This is a genomic window from Prosthecobacter fluviatilis, assembly GCF_055388355.1.
Genome location: NZ_AP043782.1, coordinates 866,465 through 885,540, shown reverse-complemented (window position 1 = coordinate 885,540; position 19,076 = coordinate 866,465). Strand labels below are relative to the sequence as shown.

At 61.8% G+C, this 19,076-nt stretch carries 19 protein-coding genes; 11 read left to right on the top strand and 8 right to left on the bottom strand.

What is annotated here, in order from left to right; all coding sequences use genetic code 11:
• The first annotated feature begins 27 nt into the window (after window positions 1-27).
• From ACZ5WW_RS03240 to ACZ5WW_RS03230, 3 genes are read left to right on the top strand one after another with little or no spacing between them, the layout of a single operon-like run.
• On the top strand, window positions 28-1,395 hold the full coding sequence (locus tag ACZ5WW_RS03240) for a right-handed parallel beta-helix repeat-containing protein (RefSeq protein WP_377170035.1): 1,368 nt from the start codon (window positions 28-30) through the stop codon (window positions 1,393-1,395).
• A gap of 31 nt (window positions 1,396-1,426) precedes the next feature.
• Complete coding sequence (locus ACZ5WW_RS03235) at window positions 1,427-2,386, top strand: amidohydrolase family protein (RefSeq protein ID WP_377170033.1); 960 nt, start codon at window positions 1,427-1,429, stop codon at window positions 2,384-2,386.
• Between the two features lie 57 nt (window positions 2,387-2,443).
• On the top strand, window positions 2,444-3,205 hold the full coding sequence (locus ACZ5WW_RS03230) for an SDR family NAD(P)-dependent oxidoreductase (RefSeq protein ID WP_377170031.1): 762 nt from the start codon (window positions 2,444-2,446) through the stop codon (window positions 3,203-3,205).
• Here ACZ5WW_RS03230 and ACZ5WW_RS03225 read toward each other — a convergent pair.
• Window positions 3,162-4,658 carry a sodium:solute symporter family transporter gene (locus ACZ5WW_RS03225; RefSeq protein ID WP_377170028.1) on the bottom strand — a complete coding sequence of 499 codons (1,497 nt, stop codon included), beginning with the start codon at window positions 4,656-4,658 and terminating at the stop codon, window positions 3,162-3,164. The two genes, ACZ5WW_RS03230 and ACZ5WW_RS03225, sit on opposite strands and share 44 nt — an antisense overlap.
• A gap of 124 nt (window positions 4,659-4,782) precedes the next feature.
• On the opposite strand from ACZ5WW_RS03225, the gene ACZ5WW_RS03220 reads away from it, so the two are divergent.
• From ACZ5WW_RS03220 to ACZ5WW_RS03210, 3 genes are all read left to right on the top strand, one after another.
• The gene (locus ACZ5WW_RS03220; RefSeq protein ID WP_377170026.1) at window positions 4,783-5,298 is read left to right on the top strand and encodes a hypothetical protein; all 516 of its coding nucleotides are present in this window, start codon (window positions 4,783-4,785) and stop codon (window positions 5,296-5,298) included.
• On the top strand, window positions 5,295-5,846 hold the full coding sequence (locus ACZ5WW_RS03215; protein WP_377170024.1) for a hypothetical protein: 552 nt from the start codon (window positions 5,295-5,297) through the stop codon (window positions 5,844-5,846). The genes ACZ5WW_RS03220 and ACZ5WW_RS03215 overlap by 4 nt, the downstream gene beginning before the upstream one ends.
• A gap of 283 nt (window positions 5,847-6,129) precedes the next feature.
• Window positions 6,130-6,912: a Kelch repeat-containing protein gene (locus tag ACZ5WW_RS03210; protein ID WP_377170022.1), complete on the top strand. Its 783-nt coding sequence runs from the start codon at window positions 6,130-6,132 to the stop codon at window positions 6,910-6,912.
• Between the two features lie 313 nt (window positions 6,913-7,225).
• On the opposite strand, the gene ACZ5WW_RS03205 is transcribed toward ACZ5WW_RS03210, so the two are convergent.
• From ACZ5WW_RS03205 to ACZ5WW_RS03175, 7 genes are all read right to left on the bottom strand, one after another.
• Window positions 7,226-8,002: an SDR family oxidoreductase gene (locus ACZ5WW_RS03205; protein WP_377170020.1), complete on the bottom strand. Its 777-nt coding sequence runs from the start codon at window positions 8,000-8,002 to the stop codon at window positions 7,226-7,228.
• 5 nt (window positions 8,003-8,007) lie between these two features.
• Window positions 8,008-8,817 carry an HpcH/HpaI aldolase family protein gene (locus tag ACZ5WW_RS03200; RefSeq protein ID WP_377170018.1) on the bottom strand — a complete coding sequence of 270 codons (810 nt, stop codon included), beginning with the start codon at window positions 8,815-8,817 and terminating at the stop codon, window positions 8,008-8,010.
• Between the two features lie 10 nt (window positions 8,818-8,827).
• Entirely contained in the window at window positions 8,828-9,148 is a 321-nt protein-coding gene (locus ACZ5WW_RS03195; RefSeq protein ID WP_377170016.1) for a hypothetical protein, read from the bottom strand.
• 6 nt (window positions 9,149-9,154) lie between these two features.
• Window positions 9,155-10,117: a Gfo/Idh/MocA family protein gene (locus tag ACZ5WW_RS03190; RefSeq protein WP_377170014.1), complete on the bottom strand. Its 963-nt coding sequence runs from the start codon at window positions 10,115-10,117 to the stop codon at window positions 9,155-9,157.
• On the bottom strand, window positions 10,114-11,103 hold the full coding sequence (locus ACZ5WW_RS03185) for a Gfo/Idh/MocA family protein (protein WP_377170012.1): 990 nt from the start codon (window positions 11,101-11,103) through the stop codon (window positions 10,114-10,116). Before ACZ5WW_RS03185 ends, ACZ5WW_RS03190 begins: the two co-directional genes overlap by 4 nt.
• A gap of 80 nt (window positions 11,104-11,183) precedes the next feature.
• Window positions 11,184-11,801 (bottom strand): hypothetical protein, encoded by a 618-nt coding sequence (locus ACZ5WW_RS03180; protein WP_377170010.1) that lies wholly within the window; start codon window positions 11,799-11,801, stop codon window positions 11,184-11,186.
• A gap of 60 nt (window positions 11,802-11,861) precedes the next feature.
• Entirely contained in the window at window positions 11,862-14,564 is a 2,703-nt protein-coding gene (locus tag ACZ5WW_RS03175; protein WP_377170008.1) for a DUF1592 domain-containing protein, read from the bottom strand.
• A 134-nt stretch (window positions 14,565-14,698) separates the two neighbouring features.
• Here ACZ5WW_RS03175 and ACZ5WW_RS03170 point away from each other — a divergent pair, with 134 nt between their 5' ends.
• The 5 genes from ACZ5WW_RS03170 (at window position 14,699) to ACZ5WW_RS03150 (ending at window position 19,051) form a co-directional block, all read left to right on the top strand.
• Window positions 14,699-15,103 carry an FKBP-type peptidyl-prolyl cis-trans isomerase gene (locus tag ACZ5WW_RS03170; protein ID WP_377170006.1) on the top strand — a complete coding sequence of 135 codons (405 nt, stop codon included), beginning with the start codon at window positions 14,699-14,701 and terminating at the stop codon, window positions 15,101-15,103.
• 17 nt (window positions 15,104-15,120) lie between these two features.
• A complete protein-coding gene (locus ACZ5WW_RS03165; protein WP_377170004.1) occupies window positions 15,121-15,873 on the top strand; it encodes an SDR family NAD(P)-dependent oxidoreductase in 753 nt (250 codons plus the stop codon).
• Between the two features lie 156 nt (window positions 15,874-16,029).
• Entirely contained in the window at window positions 16,030-17,103 is a 1,074-nt protein-coding gene (locus tag ACZ5WW_RS03160) for a sensor histidine kinase (protein WP_377170002.1), read from the top strand.
• Window positions 17,104-17,111: 8 nt separating this feature from the next.
• Window positions 17,112-17,780 (top strand): response regulator, encoded by a 669-nt coding sequence (locus tag ACZ5WW_RS03155; protein WP_377170000.1) that lies wholly within the window; start codon window positions 17,112-17,114, stop codon window positions 17,778-17,780.
• Window positions 17,781-17,884: 104 nt separating this feature from the next.
• Window positions 17,885-19,051: an efflux RND transporter periplasmic adaptor subunit gene (locus ACZ5WW_RS03150; RefSeq protein ID WP_464694210.1), complete on the top strand. Its 1,167-nt coding sequence runs from the start codon at window positions 17,885-17,887 to the stop codon at window positions 19,049-19,051.
• The last annotated feature ends 25 nt before the right edge of the window (window positions 19,052-19,076 follow it).

Here is a 19,076-nt window from a genome sequence, read left to right as displayed (position 1 = left end):
CGAGTGTCCTTGCGACCTCTCCTGCTTATGAACTGCCGTGTGATTCTCTGCACCATCACCTCACTGCTTGCAGCCAGTCTGGCGCACACGGCGGTGTATGAGGTCGGCCCCTCGCAGCCACTGCCGGACATCGGCTCCGTGCCTTGGGAAAAACTCGCCGCCGGAGACACCGTGCGCATCCACTGGCGCGAGCAGCCCTATCGTGAAAAGTGGGTCCTCAGTTGCCGTGGCACTGCGGAAAAGCCCGTCACCGTCAGCGGCGTTCCCGGGCCTGCCGGGCAGCTCCCCGTCATCGACGGTGAAGACGCCACCACGCGCCCGCAGCTCAAGTACTGGGGCCAGGAGCGCAGCGTGGTCAAAATCGGCGGCGCCAGCGTCCCCGACGAGTCTGCGCCCTCGCACATCGTGCTGGAAAATCTGGACATTCGCGGCGGACTCGATCCCCGCACCTTCATCGGCAGGCGCGGTGCCGTCCGCTATCGCAAGGACGCCGCCAGCCTGCACGTGGAGATCGTCGATCATCTGACCCTGCGAAACCTCGCGCTGCATGGCAGCGGCAACGGTCTTGTCATCAGCGCCTCTTCCAAAAGCGTGATCGTCGAGCGCTGCCACTTTTATGACAATGGCAATCCCGGCAGCGTCACTGAGCACAATGCCTACACCGAGTGCGACGGCCTCGTGTTTGAGGGCTGCCACTTCGGCCCCCTGCGCGCAGGCTGCAGCGGCAACAATCTCAAGGACCGCTCCGCAGGACTCGTGGTGCGCTATTGCTGGATCGAAGGCGGAAACCGCCAGCTCGATCTCGTGGACGCCACGGGCAATCCGGCCCTCAATGCCTCGCCCGCCTACCGCCAGACCCATGTGCATGGCAATGTGCTCATCGAGCGCGAAGGCGACGGCAACAACCAGTTTGTCCACTACGGCGGGGACAGCGGCAGCACCCCAGGCTACCGCAAAGGAACCTTGCATTTTTATCACAACACCGTCGTCTCCACCTCCCTGCATGCCGTTGTGCTGTTCCGCCTCTCCTCCCCGGAGGAGACCGTGGAATGCCATGGAAACATACTTCATACCACCGCTTCGGGAAAGAGGCTCTCGCTCATGAGCACCCAGGGCCTGCTCAGGCTCGGTAAAAACTGGCTCACCCAGGGCTGGGTGCCAAGTGTGGATGACTTCTCCGGAAAGATCGAAACCCTCGCGCCCTCGCTCGTCGGCACGGCTCCCGGCTTTGTTTCTTTGCAGGATCAGGATTTCAGCCTCGCCCCCGGTTCCCCATGCCTCGGTGCCGCCTCAGAGCTGCCCGCCGGTCTGACACCCATGTTACGCCGCTATGTGCGCCATCAGCAGGTGCAGGACCTGCCTGCGCAGGCCCCGCAAAACCTCGGCGCCCAGTGATAGAACTTTCCCCATTCAGCCTCACCCCACCATGATCATCGACTGCCACAACCACGTCGGCTCAGACCTTCTCTTCTACCTCCACGGCGACTTCCCCTACGCCCAGCATCTCGTCACCATGCATGACGAAGGACTCGCCCTCGGCGTGGACCGCTGGATCGTCTTTCCCTTTGTCAGCCATCTCGCGCTCGATGTCACCGCCTTCATGGACAACGAGATCAAGGACGAGAAAGGCCGCCTCCACGACATCCCCTACGCCTTTGAAAACCGCCGACTCATGAAGGAGTGCTACGAGCTCTTCCCCGAGGAGGGAAAGCGCATGCTCCCCTTTGTCATGGGCGACCCCATGCGCAACACCGCCGCTCAGGAGAAGGAACTGCGCAAGCTCCGTGCCGAGTACCGCTTTCACGGCATCAAGATGCAGACCACCATCCTCCAGGCCGACATCAAGCACCTGCGCGACCGCGGCAAGGTCTTCGTCGAACTCGCCGCCGAGTGGGATGTGCCCTTCCTCATTCACTCCAGCGTGGCCGAGAGCGATCTCTGGGCCCAGGCTCATGACATTCTCGACATCGCCGAGGAAAACCCCGGCGTGCGCTTCTGCCTCGCGCACTCCTGCCGCTTTGACAAAGAATGCCTCGACCGCGTGCGGGCGCTGCCAAACACCTGGTTCGACAACTCCGCCCACTGCATCCACTGCGTCGGCGCCGTGCAGGATCTCCCCTACGTCGCCCCCAGGGCCCGTCGCTTTGACTCAGACTACACCGACCCCGCGCGCGTCATCATGGACCTCGCCGCCGCCTACCCGAAAAAGTTCATGTGGGGCAGCGACTCCCCGTTCTACAGCTACGCCGCCGAGATCAACGGCCAAGTCGTGCGCCTCATCAGCACCTACAAAGCCGAAGTGGACGCCCTCACCGCAGGCGGCGCAGAGATAGTTGGCCGCATCGCCCACACCAACACCCTCGCCTATCTCGGCCACCCCATTTGATCCTGGCAATATCCGTGTATTGACCAGCCTCCTGCCGACGTTATAAGAAACCTAGGCATGATAAAAGCATTCTCTCTTGAAGGTCGGGCGGCATTGGTCACAGGATCATCCCAGGGCATTGGATTCGCGATGGCAGACGGCCTGCATGAGGCCGGGGCGCGCGTCGTCTGTCATGGGCTGAACGAGCGCCCCGCCGACTTTCCCGCCTGGGCCTCCTACGTGGCCTGCGATCTCTCGGCGGACGATGCTCCTGCAATGCTCGTGCAGCGCGCCTTTGAGGCGGAGCCCGGCCTCGACACCCTGCTGTGCAATGCGGGCAGCTTCTTTGACGTCGGATTTCTCGAAATGACCCGCGAGCGGTGGAACAAAACCGTGCAGCTCAACATGGCCTCCGCCTTTTTCACCGCGCAGGCCTTTGCCCGCCGTCTGGTCGCGGAAAAGCGCGGCGGCTGCATCCTCATCACCTCCTCCACCAACGGCTTCCAGGCCGAGGCCGACTCCGCCGCTTATGACGCCAGCAAGGGTGCTCTCGTCATGCTCACCAAATCCCTCGCCGTCTCTCTGGCAGACCATGGTATCCGCGTCAATGGCGTGGCCCCCGGCCTCATCAAGACCCCGCTCACCGCGGGCCTCGTGCATTCCAGCGACACCGCCATGGTGGAGCACTACGAAAAGAAAATCCTCCTCCGCCGCCTCGGCACCCCGGACGACGTGGCCGGTGCCGCCGTCTTCCTCTGCTCAGACGCCGCCCGCTACATCACCGGGGAGACCATCATCATTGATGGCGGCCTGACGACGGGCCAGATCGGCCGGAAGTGAGCAGCCCCACACCCAGCGTGATCAGCGTGCCCAGCAGGCTGAACCAGATGAAGGACACCAGCAGCGGCGGCTTCACGCTGGTAAGCATGCCGTTTTGATAAAGGTAGAGCGCCAGCAGACCGATGAAGCCCGCCAGGCAGCCCAGCAGCGCACCGCGTGTGGTCGCCCGCTTTGTAAACATGCCCAGAAAAAACAGCCCCAGCAGCGGTCCGCCCACCAGTCCAATCACGGTATTGACCGACTCCACCAGATTTCCTGGCATGAGTGACACCGCAAAGGCCAGCCCGATGACGATGAAGCCATAGACCACCGTGATCAGCCGCGCGCGGCCCACCTGCTGCTCCTGCGTGCCTGCAGCCTCTTTGGAGAGCCGCTGCTTGAAGTCCACAAAAGTGGCCGATGCCAGAGAATTGAGGCCCGCAGAGATGGTGGACATGCTGGCCGCATAGATCGCCGCGATCAGCAGCCCCGGCAGCCCGGCTGGCAACTGTGTGACCACAAAGTAGGGCAGGATCTGGTCCTCCTTCGCGATCAGCCCCGCCGCCATGGGATCGCCATGTGTTTTGTAAAAGGCGTAGAGCACCAGCCCCGTCCCGTAGAAAAGCACGAGCACCGGCAGGATCATCCAGAGCTTGATCCATAGGGAGCGCTGCGCCTCCTTCAGGCTGCCTGCCGTGAGGTAGCGCTGCACGGACACCTGGTCTGTGGCCATCTGCACCAGATGCAGAAACGCCGCCGCCAGCAGCACGGCCCAGAGGTTCACACGCTCGGACAGGCTGAAGGAAAGGCTCAGGTCCAGCCGGTGGTCCGCCACCGCTGTGTCCCACACACCGCCCAGCCCGCCAGGGATCTTGCCCACGGCCACCAGCACGATCACCAGCTGCCCGCCAAAGAGCACGATGAGCTGCATCACATCCGTCCAGATCACCGCGCGCATGCCACCCAGCGCCGTGTAGAGAGTGGTCAGAATACCGGACGCCAGGATGGTCAGCCACAGCGGCATGCCCGTCACTTTTTCCAGCGCCAGCGCAGGTGCATACGTGGCCGCCGCCAGCCACAGCGCCACGCGGAAGATGAAGAGCCCCGAGGCCAGCAGCCGCACGGAGAGCGAAAAACGCTCCTCCAGAAACTGATACGCCGTGAAGAAGCGCGACTGGTAAAATTTGGGCAGCATGTACATCGCCGTGAACGGCGTGGCGATGAAGAAGGCCAGGATCACGTAGGCAAAGGCGAAGCCGTTTTTGTACACATCCGCCGGACCCGCGAGATAGCTGATCCCGGAGAAGAGCGCCGCCAGGATGGACATCGCCACCAGGATGCTGTTCATGCCACGTCCTGCCAGAAAGTAGTCGCCTAGCGATCTGGACCCGCGCGCGGAGAACAGGCCCACGCCCACAGACGCCGTCAGGTAGCCGCCAAAGATGAGGTAGTCGATCCAGGAAAAGTGAGTCATGCTCGGTCTGCTTTTATACCCCATGAAAACGGACGCATGCCAGGCTGTTTTCTGGTCAGTTTTTTAGACCAGACAAATCTTCGGACAATACCCGGCACGGGTGCTATTCATGGAGTCAGCCGCCATGTCAGACGCCGCGCCCGCCACCACGTCTCTGCCTTACACCGACACCAAGCCGGCGGGCCATGCCGACTTTTACTTCGCCATCAATGCCACCTTCCGCTTCATCCTGCGCCATCGTGGCGAGCAGGCGCTGCGCAGCTACTGGCGCGATCTCGGCGGCAGCTACTACCGCCCAGTGTCGCAAAACTGGGCGCAGCACGGCCTGCCCGCCGTCGCGGACTACTGGCGCGCCTTTTTCAAAGCCGAGCCCGGTGCCGGGGTGGAGGTGGTCGAGTCCGCCGACGAAGTTCGCCTCGAGGTCACCCGCTGCCCCGCCATCCACCACCTGCGCGAGCATGCACGCGAGATCGTTCCGCAGTTCTGCCAGCACTGCCATTTTGTGAGCGAAGCCATCGCCGCGCCTGCGGGCCTGACCGCGCGCGTCTGCGGCGGCAATGGCGCCTGCACCCAGCGCTTTTTCAAACGCACGGCGCACACCGCCCCGCAAAACCTGGAGGACATCGCCACCGCCTCATGATCGGCTGCTACGACTTCTGCGGACACTACGAGTGGACCTTTGAATGGCTGCGCCAGCAGGGCGGCCATGAACTCGTGCGCGCCTACTGGGACGAGGCCATCCATCAGGACTCGCAGTCGCATGCGGTGGAGCTAATCGTCGGGAAGGGGATCGAAGGCATGAAGGAATACTGGGGCCCCACCCTCGCAGACGAGGGCGCGGTGTATGAGCGCACCGTCACGGAGGACGTCTTCCGCATCGACATGCACGAATGCCCCTCCAAAGGCTTCCTCATTCGCAACGACCTGCATCAATACGCCGACTACTGCGACCACTGCATGGGCTGGATCGGCCCGCTCATGCAACAGGCCGGCTTCGTCATCGACCACGAGCACAACCACTGCGGCCAGTGCTGGTGGGAGATGCGCCGCAAAGACGACCCTTCTCCGCCCAGCGCCCCCGGCGCCCTCAGCGGCACCGCCGACGTGCGCCTCCGTCCCGGCTGGAAATCACCCCACACCGACCACTATGCACGTGCCACGGACCCCGATGCCAAGACAAGCTCCTAGGCCCTGTCGCACACCCAGCGCCCCAGGAGCGCGGACTTCAGTCCGCAGCACTCCGCAGCATGCCACACTCCGCGCTGCTCGCTGGCTCCTCGTACTGGCAGTGGGTGTTCTCGCGGCTTCCACCCAAGCCGCCGACTGGCAGCCGCTCCCTCCGCTGCCGGAGCCGAATGGCGGCTTCATGTGTGGGACACAGGGCCAGTCCATTGTCATCATCGGCGGGACCAATTGGGAGGGTGGCCGTAAGAACTGGCTGAATTCGGTCCGATACTTCGACACACGCACCATGGCATGGAGATCCGACCTGGGAACCAAGCTGCCCGGCGGACCTCTAGCCTATGGACTCGCATGTCAGGGCAGCGATGTGAGCCTCTCGGTTCTCGGAGGCAGCGATGGCGAAAAGCCTCGTCCTGAGACGCTGGTCATCGACAGCGTCAAAACCTCCCATGGTATGGGAATCCGGGACTTGGGCGTAGCGGTCGTGCTGTCCGCCGGTGGAGAGGTCTTGAACCGCAGGCTGATCGTGGGCGGGACCAAAGACGCTGCCGACTTGTCCGGTCTGGTGAGGTCGGCTCATGAAATCGTTTTCATCGACAAGCCCGGGCAGGACCGCCACTACAAAGCCCTTCCGCTCGCCGACTACCCCGGCAAACCCTTCGCCGTCGCCGCCTCCGCCGTCCTGGGAGACGAGCTCTTCCTCTTCGGCGGCATGAACTACGACGCCGCAGCCAAGGCCCCCGTCAATTCCACCGAGGCCTACGCCTTTTCCCCAGCCAAAAACACCTGGCGCAAACTCCGGCCCCTCGCCGTGGCCGCTCGCGGTCTCTGTGCCGTCGCGCTCGACGACCACCGCATCTACATCGCCGGAGGCTACACCACCGACTTCACCGCAGACGCCGTCATCTACGACACCAAGACCGACACCTACACCCCAGCCAAGCCGCTCCCCTACGCCGCCATGGTCAGCCTCGTCCGCCTCGGCGACTACATCTACTGCCTTGGCGGCGAAGACAAAAAACAATCCCGCACCGACAAATGCTTCCGCATCCCCGTGGCAGACCTCAAGTAATTCGATAAGCCATTGAAAACAGCTCTGTTTTCTCGCTGAAAGGGTGTGGGCCGCTCTGGAACGTAGGTCGGTCGTGTTTGGCGTCGAACACACGCCCATTCACCACCGCCTCCCTCCGCCAAACCGCCCGAACACGAGCGCGTCCGCAAACCTCCACCGCTCGTGATTCTCTCACGACTTGCCAGAGCACTCGTACTCTCAAGCCCCTGCCACACGCTCATGGACGGACGGGCTGTCGCCACGTCCATCCTACGTTCCTGCATGAAGCGCCGGGCCATCATGCGACAGACCTGTCCGCTCGCAAAGCTCTCAGCTACTTCGCCGTATACCCTCCATCCACCGGCAGATTCACCCCCGTGATATACCGCGAGGCGTCACTCAGCAGAAAGATCACCGCACCGCCCAGGTCCGTCTCATCCGCCATGCGGCCCAGCATGGTGTGCTCGCAGTAGCGCTGCAAAAACGGCTCCGGTTGGTGATTGAAAAAGCCGCCCGGCGCGAGGTTGTTCACGCGCACCCCTTTCGGGCCGTAATACGCCGCGTAAAAGCGCGTGAGGTTTTCCATCCCGCCTTTGTGGAAGAAGTAATCCGGCGGCATGTCGCCCATGTTTGTGCCGGTGTAGAGTTCGTAGCTCGGGCCGATCATCCCCTGGATGCTCCCGATGTTCACAATGCTCCCGCGTCCGGCCTCCGCCATGGTCTTGCCAAAGTGCCGGTGCATCAGCATCAGGCCCGTGGCGTTCACACGCATGGATTCCGCAAACTGCTCCGTCGCTCCATTCGTGCCTTTCATGGGCCGCAGTACCGCGTTGTTCACCAGCCCGTGCAGCGCACCATGCTGTGCCGTGACTCGTTCATGCAGCGCCACCACCGAGCCTTCATCTCCCTGATCCAGCGACTCCGCAAACACGCGGTGCCCCTGGGCCGTCTCCTCCTCCGCCACCGCCTGCAGCTTCGCCACATCCCGCGAGGCCAGGATCAGCGTGGCGCCCGTCTCCGCCAGCATCGCCGCCAGCCCGCGGCCATACAGCCCCGCGCCTCCGGTGAGCAGGATCGTTTTGCCTTCGAGAGAGAATAAGTTTGAGGACATGGCGCTTACTTGGATTGGTAAATCGAATCACTTCCGCTGGCCGCCGCACCGCCGCCGAAATCCCCCACCAGCTTCTTGAAGGCATTCCCCAGCTCCAGTACATCCGCGCCCAGCGTAAAAACGCGCGTACCCTCCGCCAGCACCTCCTCCTTCTGCCCATACAGCGATGCCACCGCCGGGTATTTGCCATGTTTGAGCGCCGCTGTCGCCACACGCTTGCGCGCGGCCACCACTTCAGGATGCGTGGCCTGTCCCAGCTTGCCGATGCGGTGGCTGAAATCTCCCGCGCCAAACAGCAGCATGTCAAAGCCCGGCACCGCCGCGATCTCCTCCACCACCTCCAGCGCCTCTGGGCTTTCGATCTGCAGGATGATGAACTTCTCCGTGTTGCAGTGGTGGGCATACTCCGCCAGCGGCACCTGGCAGAAAAGCCCGTCCATGTTGCCAGCATCCAGCGCCTTGTGCCCCAGCGGCTGGCAGCGCACCATGTCCACCACGTTTCGCGCCTCGTCCGCGCTCGTCACATGCGGCACCATGATGCCCGTGGCATCGCACTCGAAAGGCTTCACATATTCGCTGTAGCCGCCCTTGTTCACGCGCACGATCGTGTCCATGTCATACAGCTTCGCCGCGCGCACCTGGTGCTCCAGATTCAGCCAGTCATTCGGCACATGCTCATTGCACAGCCACACAGCGCTGGCACCAGCAAGTCCTGCCAGCTCCACGATGCGGGGGTCTCCCATATTCAGCTTGAGCACAGTGCTGTTCTGGCCGGAGCGCAGCTCGCGGAGGATGCGTGAGGGACGGAGTTTCATGAATGGAAAATTAAAATCTTGAGGCGAGTTCTTCCCGCAAGAAGCTGAAGAGCTGCATCAGCAAAAGAACACTCATAAGCACCACGAGCAGGGCAATGCAGCATTTTCGGACTCTCGCGGATCTATAACAGACAAGGCCGATGGCGATGGAGCCGACCGCCAAAACGTACGGTTCAAACAGAACATGAAAGACCGCCGCATCACTTGCATCCTTGGTGATGACCATGCGTGCAACACAGGCCAAAGCCGATAATGCCAAAGTGGTGAGAAACCCCAGGGCAGCATTGTCCGCCATTCTTGGCACGCGTTGAAGGTGGTGCTCAGGATTCATCGTCATCTAAGCACGCACTTCTTGGATAATGTCTTCCACTTGAATCATGGCCCCATTCTGCTCACGACTGCGCCGGCCTGCAATGATCACCGCCATCAGTTCCACGGTTTCCGCAAAGGGCAGGGGACGCGCGCCCGTGCGCAGCATCTCGATGAAAGCCACCAGCTGCCCGCGAAACGCGCTGTAGGTGTCCGTCAGCCGCAGCGGCAGCTGCCCCTTGGTGCCATACAGATGCACCGCGCCAAAGCTGCCATACGCATCATGCAGCGCGCCAATGGTGACACGCACGCCGCCACGATGCGTCAGGTGCATCACATCGCCCCCGGCATCGCTGTGCGCCTGCACGGTAATAAAACCCGTGCCCAGCAGCGGCTCCACAGCCTCCAGCGCATGAATGCCATAGCGCTCCCACGTCTTGCAGGTGAAGCTCGTGATCCACCGCAGATCTCCCACCAGCGCCTGCTGCTCCTCATTCAGCCGCATCTCCGGCGCATAGCGCATCCCGCTCGTGGAGAGGATCGTGGCCCCCGCCTCGTGCCACTGCACAAACTGCCGCAGGTCCGCCATGTTCGTCGCCATCGGCTTGTCCACAAACACCGGCAGCCCCGCCTCGATGAACGGCCTCACCCGCCGGATGTGGTCGTCGCCATCATCCGTCGAAATGATCACCGCATCCACCTGGCCGATCACATCCTCAGGCTTTGAGACAAGGTTCGGGATCAGGCTCGCCGCCGCCACCTTGGTCGCATCGGCGGGATCATCCGTCCACAGGTGCGTCACCCGCGCGCCCGGCACGCGCACATCCTCCACGCGCTGCTTTCCCAGATAGCTCAAAATGGCAGAGTAGGGGCAGGCCGCCATCGCCTCCGGATTGAAGCCGTTGATGATCGCGCTCCACGAGTACGGGTGCCCGTTTCCCTCGATCATCCCCAGCATCGCCAGGCGCAGTTCTTTGCCTTCGGTGTTCATGAAATCGTGATCGGCATGCCGCTGGCGGCGGACTCCAGCGCGGCCCGGTTAAAGCGCAGCGTCTGCGCCGCCTCCTCAAAGGTGCTCAGCGCGCAGGCCTTGCCCTCCATCCCATCCAGAAAGGCGTTCGCTTGCGCGATGAAAAGGTCATCCCGCTCCAGCGGCTGCGTCTTGTGCCAGGTCCATTCTGTCTCGCCCAGTTTCATGCTTCCCCAGCGCTGCGCGTGAGATTCGATCTTCACGCTGCCATGCTCGCAGTGAATTTCAAAGACCGCCTCGTTCGCCGCCTGAAACTGCGTCATCGCGTAGCTCGCCAGCACAGCGCCATGCCGTGCGGAGACGTTCACCGTATCCTCCACGCTCACGCCCTCCAGTTGCTGATGCGCCGCATCGCAATACACCCGCGTCATCGGCCCGATCATCCACTCCATCGCGTTCACGATGTGCGTCAGCGCATCCTGGATCGCGCCTCCGCCCGTCTCATGCCGCGCATAATAAATGTCCCGGTAGGCCGGGCGAAAGGTTGGAAAATGCTGCCCCGCCACCACGCTGGCATGCAGCGGTCTGCCCAGCGTCCCGCTTTGCAGAAACTCACGCGCCGCCACGATCCACGGGAAGCAGTGGTACACATACGCCACCGCCACAAAGCGCCCGCTCGCAGCCAGCGCCGCGCGCGTCTCCTCCAGCCCCTCCAGCGTCACGGACAGCGGCTTCTCGATCAGCAGCGCCGCGCCCTGCGCCGCCCCTTCACGGGCTATGGCCAGATGCGTGTGCGCAGGCGTGCAGATCACCCACGCGTCAAAGCGCCGCGCCTTCGCCGCCTCCGCCAGCGTGCCGTAGGCCGTCACGCCATAGCGCCGGCTCACCGTCTCCAGCAGCGCGGCATTCGCATCGCACACGCTCACCTCGCAGCGCCCTGTCTGCTGAAAGCAGCGCAGATGCCGCTCGCCGATGCTGCCGCAGCCGATGATGAGAATGGAATGCATGACCTCTGAGTAAACCCGGGCCTGCGCCCCGTCCTAGAAAAATGATCTGGTCTGGTCAATGAACCACATGCCGAGCCTCTTCACTTCGTCCGCCCCGCACGCCGGGCCACGCGCTGCTCCTCCACCAGTTTTCGCGATCCCTCGGACAGCTTTTCCAGCGGCAGGTCAAAGCTCTCCCCATCCTCCCGGCGGATCACGATGCTCTCCTTAGTGAAGGCCGTGATGCGCGCCTTGATGGTCCTCCCATCCGTGCTTTCCAGAGACACCATCTCATTCACCACCTTCGGCGGCGCTGGCGGCGGGGGAACTGTTCCGGGCGACGCGGAGGCTTCAGGCACGGCACCCTTCTTGTTGGAATACGCCACATACTGGTCCATGGCATAAAACACCACCGCCACTCCCGCCAGCACCACCATGATCTTGGTAAAGAGGCTCGTCGGCTTTGGCTGCGGCAGCTTCTTGGCAGGCTCCGGGTACAGGTCCGGGTGCAGCTCATGCTTGGAGGCGTTCCACAGGTTCTGGTGCGCGTAGCCTCCCGGCCCTTCAAACACCGCCTTGATCAGGTTGCTCGCGCCCCCGCGTGTAGGCGGCACCGGCATTTTCAGAAACTCCAGCACCGCCTTCTGCTTGGGCTGGATCGGCTCGTCACGCCAGCTTTCGCCTGGCGGATCTTCGTGGTCGTTGATCTGCTTGCTCATGGATTGCGCTGGATGCTCGCTGCGTGCGGGTGCGCGGTAAACCCCGAAATCCCCCGCCGGTTACGGCGTTGCCCGCATCTTCTGAAACGGCACGCTCTCGCACACCGCCAGGATGATGTCCTGCATGCGGTTGCCGGAGGCCTTCGCCTTCTTCAGAATCTCCTCCGTTGTCGGCTTGTCGGAGTATTCCAGGCCGCGCCCCAGTGCAAAAATAAGCAGGTTGTCGGCGAGGTTTTTGACGAACTGGTCGCTCATGTCCCGCACCAGGATCGTTCGCAGTTCCGCCAGATTCGCAAAGGTCTGTCCACGCACCAGCGAGCCCGAGGCGTCGATGGGCTGCTTCTTCTCCTCGTCACGCCAGTGCCCGATGGCGTCGTAGTTCTCAAATGCAAAGCCCATCGGGTCCAGGAAGGCATGGCATCCTGCGCAGGAGGCATTGCTGCGGTGCTCGGCAAACTGCTGCCTCAGCGTCATCTTGCCAAACTGCTGCTTTCGCTCATCCAGCGGCGGCACGCCACCCGGTGCGGGCGGCGGCGGTGTGCCCAGGATGTTTTCCAGCAGGTACTTGCCACGCTTCACCGGAGACGTGCGCGTCGGCGTCGAAGTCAGCGTCAGGATGCTCCCCTGCGTCAGGATGCCCCCACGCGGAGTGCCCTGCAGCGACACCTTCTGGTACTTGTCCCCCTTCACTCCCTGGATGCCATAGAAGCGCGCCAGCTTCTCATTCATGAAGCTGTAATCGGCATTCAGGAATGTGATCACGTCCAGATTGTTCCGCAGAATGTTGTCAAAAAACATCTGGGATTCCTTCTTCATCGCGTAGGCCATGCCGCCCTTCCAGTCTGGGAAGCGCCTTTCATCCACATCCACAATGTCCATGTCGCGCAGTTGCAGCCACTGGCCGGCAAAATCCTCCGTCAGGCTCCACGCACGGTAGTCGCCGATCATCCTCTTCACCTCTGCCGCGAGGTTTTTGCGCAGCTCGCCTTTCGCCGCCAGCTGCAGCAGCCTCTCATCCGGCGGCGCAGACCACAGGAAATATGAAAGCCGCGAGGCAAGGCTGTATTCGTCGATCAATGCCACACCGTCCTTCACCTCGCCAACCGGTGTGGGCGACCCTCGGTAAAGAAATCCCGGAGACATGAGCATGCCGCGCAGCACGTAGCCCATGGCCTCCATCGGCGGCAGGTTCTCTTTGAGTCCGAGATCTGCGATGCCATGCCACTTCGTCTTTTCTGCCTCGCGCATCGGGCGGCGGAAAAGGCGCTGTCCCAGCTTGTCCACAAGGCTGTGCACATCAGCAGCAGAGATCCCCCCCGGCTGGTCCAGCGGCCCCTCCACCTTGAGCTGGTGCAGCCAGAAGTTCCGGTCCTCGTGCTTTTTCTCGTCGTAGTAGTCATTTAGAAACCACACCTGGATTTCATGCTTGCCCGCAGGGAGTTCCACTTCCGCGTCAAACTTCTGCGGCGTCTGGTCCTTGGCCGTGATGGCAAAGGAGCCGGCATTTTTACCGCCGATGCGCACGTCAAACTTCGCAGGCTCACCGCCTGCCTGCTGTGCTCCCGCCTTGATGGCGAGCCGGTACTTGCCAGCAATCGCGAGATCCAGGTGATGCTTCACATAGCCGTTCGAGGGCAGTTCGATGGTTCCCGTGTCGCGGCTCGCATTTCCCTGGCCGTTTTCAAAGTCTTCACCGCTCAGGTTGATGGCCGGCAGCCCCGCAGGCTTGCCATCCAGCAGCCATTGCACCAGTCGCGTGCCGCGTGGTGGCAGCAGTCCGTCTGGACCTTCGATCTCGATCTTCTCCAGCGCAAGGTTGCGGTCCCGCTTGCTCGCGTCCGGATTCTGCGGGTCCGCGAAATCATTGATGAAACGCACCACGATCTTATGCTCCCCGCCTTTGAGCTGCACCTGCTGCTGAATCATTTGCCAGGGGCCTTTGTCGCCGTTGTAGCGTGCCGTCACGTCAAAGGTGCCGAGCTCCTTGTCATCCACTCTCAGCGCCACCTTTGCCGCGTCCGGCCCTGCCTGCGTGGCGGAGAGGTGAAATTTCAGCAGGTAGTTGCCGCTGGCGGGCGCTGTGAATTTCGTCGCCGCATCCGCATTGCTGTGGAACCACCGCACGCCGTCCCACTCCTTCGTTTCGCCTTTCTGATTCCAGAACTTTTTGGCCCCCAGTTCCATGTCCAGCCGTTCCACATTGGAGGTGTCCAGCGCTTTGGCCGCCACTGCATTGGCCGCACGGATGTACTTCTCCATCAGCATCGGCGAAATGCTCAGCACATCCCCGATGTTGTCGAAGCCGTAGCCCGTGTCATCCGGCGGGAACTCATTGGCGGGCTTCATGTCCACCAGCAGCAGGTCACGGATGGTGTTGTTGTACTCGGTCCGGTTCAGACGGCGGTAAGTGATGTGTCCCGGGTCGATCTTCTTCGGGTCAAACCAGAACACCGTGTTGTCGATCCATGCCACGATCTCATCGCGCTCACTCAGCGGCGGCTTCTCCTTCTTCTCCGGCGGCATCACATGCGTCACCAACTGCTGCCGCGCGTGGTCCCACAACACCTTGTCCCCGATCAGCTTGGAGTACTCCGGGTACTCATCCAGCGCAAAGTCGCCCTTGTCCGTGCCGTCTCCATGGCAGTCATAGCAGTACTTTTGCAGCAGCGGCAGGATCCGCTGGTTATAGGCGTCCTGTCCACGTTCAGCAGCGGAAAGCAGTGATGGAATCGCGATGGATGCAAAGATGAGGCGGCGAAGCATGAAAGGAGGAATTTGGGGGTATCTAGGATACGCGTTTAGAATGGCAGGGATTTCGCCGAAACCAACGCCCAATGCACATCATTTGCGGTTGCATGCGCCCGGGCTTGCGCTGATGGAGCGCGCCCCTTTTACCCATGTCCACCTCCGCACTCGAAACCGGCCGCGCCTTCCTCGCCCAGAACGCCACCAAGCCAGGCATCACCACCACCGCCAGCGGCCTCCAGTATGAAGTCCTCACCCCCGGCACCGGGAAAAGCCCCAAGGCCAAGGACACCGTCGTGGTCAACTACCGCGGCACCCTCCTAAACGGCGTGGAGTTTGACAGCTCCTACCTCGCCGGGCGCGAACCGGCCGAGTTTCCCCTCAAGCGTGTCATCAAAGGCTGGACTGAAGGCCTCCAGCTCATGCAGGAGGGGGCAAAATACCGCTTCTTCATCCCTTCGGAGCTCGCCTACGGCAAACGTGGCGCAGGCATCGACATCGGCCCCAATGAAACCCTCATCTTTGAAGTGGAACTGCTGAAAGTCTGGGAGGACTGAGAGCGATTGCTCTGCCCATGAATCAAATCGACCTCAAAGACAGAGTTGCCATCGTCACCGGTGGCGCACGCGGAATCGGCCACGCCATCGCAGAACGCATGCTACGCTCCGGAGCAGGCGTCTGCCTCTGGGATATTGACGCAGCTGCGCTCGATGCGGCCAAGGCTGAACTCTCCGCCCTCGGCAAAGTGCACACCGCCACCGTGGATCTCACCAGCATCTCCTCCGTGGAAAGCGCCGCCGCATCCACCATCGGTGCCTTCGGCAAGATCGACATCCTCGTCAACAACGCCGGCATCGCCGGCACAAACGCCAAGACCTGGGAAACCGATCCCGCCGAATGGCAGCGCGTCATGGCCATCAATCTCAACGGCCCCTTCCACTGCTGCCACGCCGTCGTCCCGCACATGCTCAAAAACGGCTACGGCCGCATCGTCAATATCGCCTCCATCGCCGGCAAGGAGGGAAATCCCAATGCCGCCCACTACAGCGCCTCCAAGGCCGGGGTCGTTGCCTTGACCAAATCTCTCGGCAAGGAGCTTGCCACCAGCAACATCATCGTCAATGCAGTGACACCCGCCGTCATTGAGACCGACATCCTCAAGCAGCTCACCCAGCAGCACATCGACTACATGCTGTCCAAGATCCCGATGAACCGCTTCGGCAAAAAGGAGGAAGCCGCAGCTCTCGTTGCCTGGCTGTCCTCCGAAGACTGCTCCTTTACCACCGGCGCCGTATTCGATCTCTCCGGCGGCCGCGCGACGTATTGATCGCGGCTCAGTCAGTTCATGCCGTATTGGATCAATTGCAGCCGGGGAGCCTTTTCCCGGGCTGCAATGGCATGTTGACATTGGTCCTTGAAACCCGGTACGGTGCATGCCTTATGATTCAGGCATGCCAACAAATGACTTTGCGTTGAATGATCCATGAGTGCCGTTTCCTCACAGTATTCTGAACGGTCGGGCTCAAATCGAAAATGGCTTTGGGTCGCATTTCTGCTGCTGCCCGTGGTGGCTATGGTGGACTATCATGCAGGCTTTGAGCTTCAGTTCTCCATCTTCTATCTGGTCTCCGTTTATCTGGCCACCTGGTTTGGCGGCTGGCGCATGGGAGTGGTCGTCTCACTGATTAGTGTGGCCCTTTCCCTCACCGGCGATCTCGCTAGCGGAGCGGTGAACAAAAACAGGCTGGTCACAGGGTGGAACTGCGTGATCTCCATCAGCTTTTACATGGTGATGATCTCCGTGCTGTACCGCCTGCGCATGTTTCAGCGGCAGCTCGAAGTGCGTGTGCGCGAGCGCACCACCGCCCTGCTGGAAGAGATTCAGGAGCGCAAAAAACTTGAAGAAGCCGTCCTCGAGGTCAGCGAGCGCGAGCAGCGCCGCATCGGGCACGATCTTCACGACAGCCTCTGCCAGCATCTCACCAGCGCAGCGCTCGCAGGTCAGGTGCTGAGTGAAAAGTTGCAGCAAAAGTCGCTGCCAGAGGCTGCCGACAGCGAGCAGCTTGTGGGCCTCATCGAGTCCGGCATCGATCTCGCGCGCAGCCTCGCACGTGGTCTGGCTCCGGTGGAGCTCGACATGCTCGGCCTCACCGCCACACTGCGCGAGCTCGCGCGCACCACCACCATTCGCGCACGTTTGCACTGTACCCTGGAAATGCCGGAGGAGGTCCTCCTCGATGACTCCGAGGCCGTCGTGCACCTTTACCGCATTGCCCAGGAGGCGGTCAATAATGCCGTGCGCCACAGCGGTGCAGAGCGTATCACCATCTCCCTTCAAAACACCCCCAGGGGCGTGCAGATGCAGGTGGTGGACGACGGCATCGGCCTGCCGCCTGGTGCAGGTCGCAAGTCCGGCATGGGCCTGCACATCATGCGCCACCGTGCAGACATGATCGGGGCCGTGTGCGAAGTCTGCGCTCTTGCACATGGCACCTGTGTGAGTGTTCTTGTGCCCACCCGCTCCCGCGCCGAGGGCGCCGGGCCCACCTCTGTCTGATTTTTTGCATGAGTGAACACCAGAGCATCTTTATCGTCGATGATCACCCCCTGGTTCGTGAGTGGCTTGGTACACTCATCAATCAGCAGACAGACATGACCATCTGCGGCGAGGCCGAAGCAGCCCCTGAGGCGCTCTCCAAAATCGAGACCCTCAAGCCCGACGTCGTCGTCGTGGACATCATGCTCGCATCTGGCTCCGGTCTGGAACTCATCAAGGACATCCGCCGCGTCTCTCCGGAGAGTATCTCCCTGGTTCTCAGCATGCACGATGAGCTCACCTATGCCGACCGCGCCCTCCGTGCAGGTGCCCGTGGCTACGTCAGCAAACGGGACACCACCAAAAAAATCGTCAATGCCATTCGTGAGGTGTCCGCCGGGCGCGTGTTCGTCAGCCCGGAGGTTCAGGCCCAGATCACCGAGCGCTATCTGGGAAACCGCACCAGTTCCTCGGACATCAGCACCCTCAGCGATCGCGAGCTGGAGGTCTTTCGCATGCTTGGCCAGGGTGGCGACACGCGGCAGATTGCAGACTCCCTCAGCATCAGCATCAAGACCGTGCAGGTCTACTGCACCCGCGTGCGTGAAAAGCTCGGCCTGGCCGGTCACCATGAGCTCATGCGTGAGGCCTTCCGCTGGTGGGAGCAGCAGGCGGGCAAGCCGAAGTTCGAACGCTGATAAGGCCTCTGCTTGACCTGTGTGTAAGGCGCGGCCCTACATGGCTATGTAAGACGTGGATGACAAAACGCTGCGCATCGTGCTGACATGACCCCTCGAGCATCATGCTTGAATGTGGCGGGCACATGCACAAGATCGTTGCCAAACATCTCATCCTCCGGCTCCTATGGGCCTCGGCCTGCCTTATTTCGGGGGCATCCTCGGTATCTTGCTCCAAAGTCGCCAAAGCGGCCGCAGAGCCGACGTCTCCGGAGGTTTTTAGCGTCACCACCCCTGTCGTGATGGATGTCCCGGCAGACAGGCACTACGTGGCGTCCGTTCAGAATACCAGCCACATCGAGCTCTGCGCCCGTGTGGAGGGCTTCATCGAAAAAGTGGCCGTCGATGAGGGCCAGCACGTCTCCAAAGGCCAGCTCATTTTCGCTCTCGGCAGGCAGGCCTTTGAGATGAGCCTTCGCCGTGCCCATGCCAGGCTCAAAAGCGCCCGGGCAGACCTCCGCATGGCGGAGATCGAGCTGGCCAACACCCAAACCCTGCTGGAGAAAAAAATCATTGCAAAGGTGGACATGGATCTGGCTCAGGCAAAGGCGGATGCTGCTGCAGCGGCTGTGGAAGAGGCCGCCACGGATGTCGCGGAGGCAGAGCGCCTGCTCACTCTGACGGAAGTGCGCGCTCCCTTTGATGGCATCATCAATCGTCTTTCCAAAAAGGCAGGCAGCATGGTCAATGTCGGCGACGTTCTCACCACTCTCTCCAGCGACGGAGATGTGTTCGTCTATTTCAATGTGAGCGAGCAGGAGTATCTGGAGATCAGCTCTCGTCCGGACTATGCCGCAGCAGATGGCCTCTCACTGGAATTGGCAGACGGACGCGCCTACCCCTGCCGCGGCCGCATCGAGACCTTGGACGCCGTCATCGACAAAACCATGGGCACCATCGCCTTTCGCGGGCGCTTTCCCAATCCCGATCATGTCCTGCGGCATGGGGCCAGTTGCAAGGTTGCCGTGCACAATACTCTCAAGCACGTGGTCGTCATCCCTCAGAAGTGTACTTTTGAAGTCCAGCACAGGCTCTGCGTTTATCGCGTGGGGCAGGGGAACAAGCTGCAGATGGAAGAAGTGCAGCCCATCCTCCGCCTGCCCAATCATTTTGTGATCGGTCAAGGCCTCGGTGAGCAGGATCAAATCCTCTTTGAAGGCATCCAACTCGTGCATGAGGGCCAGGTCATCGAGCCGCAGAATCGCGCATGGGACGCTCCCGCCCCTTTGTGATCCGGCCTGCATCCCAGTCATTCAC

Coding starts and splice junctions, on each gene's coding strand:
- ACZ5WW_RS03240 (WP_377170035.1), top strand. CDS start 28: ATGAACTGCCGTGTGATTCTCTGCACCATCACCTCACTGCTTGCAGCC.
- ACZ5WW_RS03235 (WP_377170033.1), top strand. CDS start 1,427: ATGATCATCGACTGCCACAACCACGTCGGCTCAGACCTTCTCTTCTAC.
- ACZ5WW_RS03230 (WP_377170031.1), top strand. CDS start 2,444: ATGATAAAAGCATTCTCTCTTGAAGGTCGGGCGGCATTGGTCACAGGA.
- ACZ5WW_RS03225 (WP_377170028.1), bottom strand. CDS start 4,658: ATGACTCACTTTTCCTGGATCGACTACCTCATCTTTGGCGGCTACCTG.
- ACZ5WW_RS03220 (WP_377170026.1), top strand. CDS start 4,783: ATGTCAGACGCCGCGCCCGCCACCACGTCTCTGCCTTACACCGACACC.
- ACZ5WW_RS03215 (WP_377170024.1), top strand. CDS start 5,295: ATGATCGGCTGCTACGACTTCTGCGGACACTACGAGTGGACCTTTGAA.
- ACZ5WW_RS03210 (WP_377170022.1), top strand. CDS start 6,130: ATGGCATGGAGATCCGACCTGGGAACCAAGCTGCCCGGCGGACCTCTA.
- ACZ5WW_RS03205 (WP_377170020.1), bottom strand. CDS start 8,002: ATGTCCTCAAACTTATTCTCTCTCGAAGGCAAAACGATCCTGCTCACC.
- ACZ5WW_RS03200 (WP_377170018.1), bottom strand. CDS start 8,817: ATGAAACTCCGTCCCTCACGCATCCTCCGCGAGCTGCGCTCCGGCCAG.
- ACZ5WW_RS03195 (WP_377170016.1), bottom strand. CDS start 9,148: ATGAATCCTGAGCACCACCTTCAACGCGTGCCAAGAATGGCGGACAAT.
- ACZ5WW_RS03190 (WP_377170014.1), bottom strand. CDS start 10,117: ATGAACACCGAAGGCAAAGAACTGCGCCTGGCGATGCTGGGGATGATC.
- ACZ5WW_RS03185 (WP_377170012.1), bottom strand. CDS start 11,103: ATGCATTCCATTCTCATCATCGGCTGCGGCAGCATCGGCGAGCGGCAT.
- ACZ5WW_RS03180 (WP_377170010.1), bottom strand. CDS start 11,801: ATGAGCAAGCAGATCAACGACCACGAAGATCCGCCAGGCGAAAGCTGG.
- ACZ5WW_RS03175 (WP_377170008.1), bottom strand. CDS start 14,564: ATGCTTCGCCGCCTCATCTTTGCATCCATCGCGATTCCATCACTGCTT.
- ACZ5WW_RS03170 (WP_377170006.1), top strand. CDS start 14,699: ATGTCCACCTCCGCACTCGAAACCGGCCGCGCCTTCCTCGCCCAGAAC.
- ACZ5WW_RS03165 (WP_377170004.1), top strand. CDS start 15,121: ATGAATCAAATCGACCTCAAAGACAGAGTTGCCATCGTCACCGGTGGC.
- ACZ5WW_RS03160 (WP_377170002.1), top strand. CDS start 16,030: ATGAGTGCCGTTTCCTCACAGTATTCTGAACGGTCGGGCTCAAATCGA.
- ACZ5WW_RS03155 (WP_377170000.1), top strand. CDS start 17,112: ATGAGTGAACACCAGAGCATCTTTATCGTCGATGATCACCCCCTGGTT.
- ACZ5WW_RS03150 (WP_464694210.1), top strand. CDS start 17,885: ATGCTTGAATGTGGCGGGCACATGCACAAGATCGTTGCCAAACATCTC.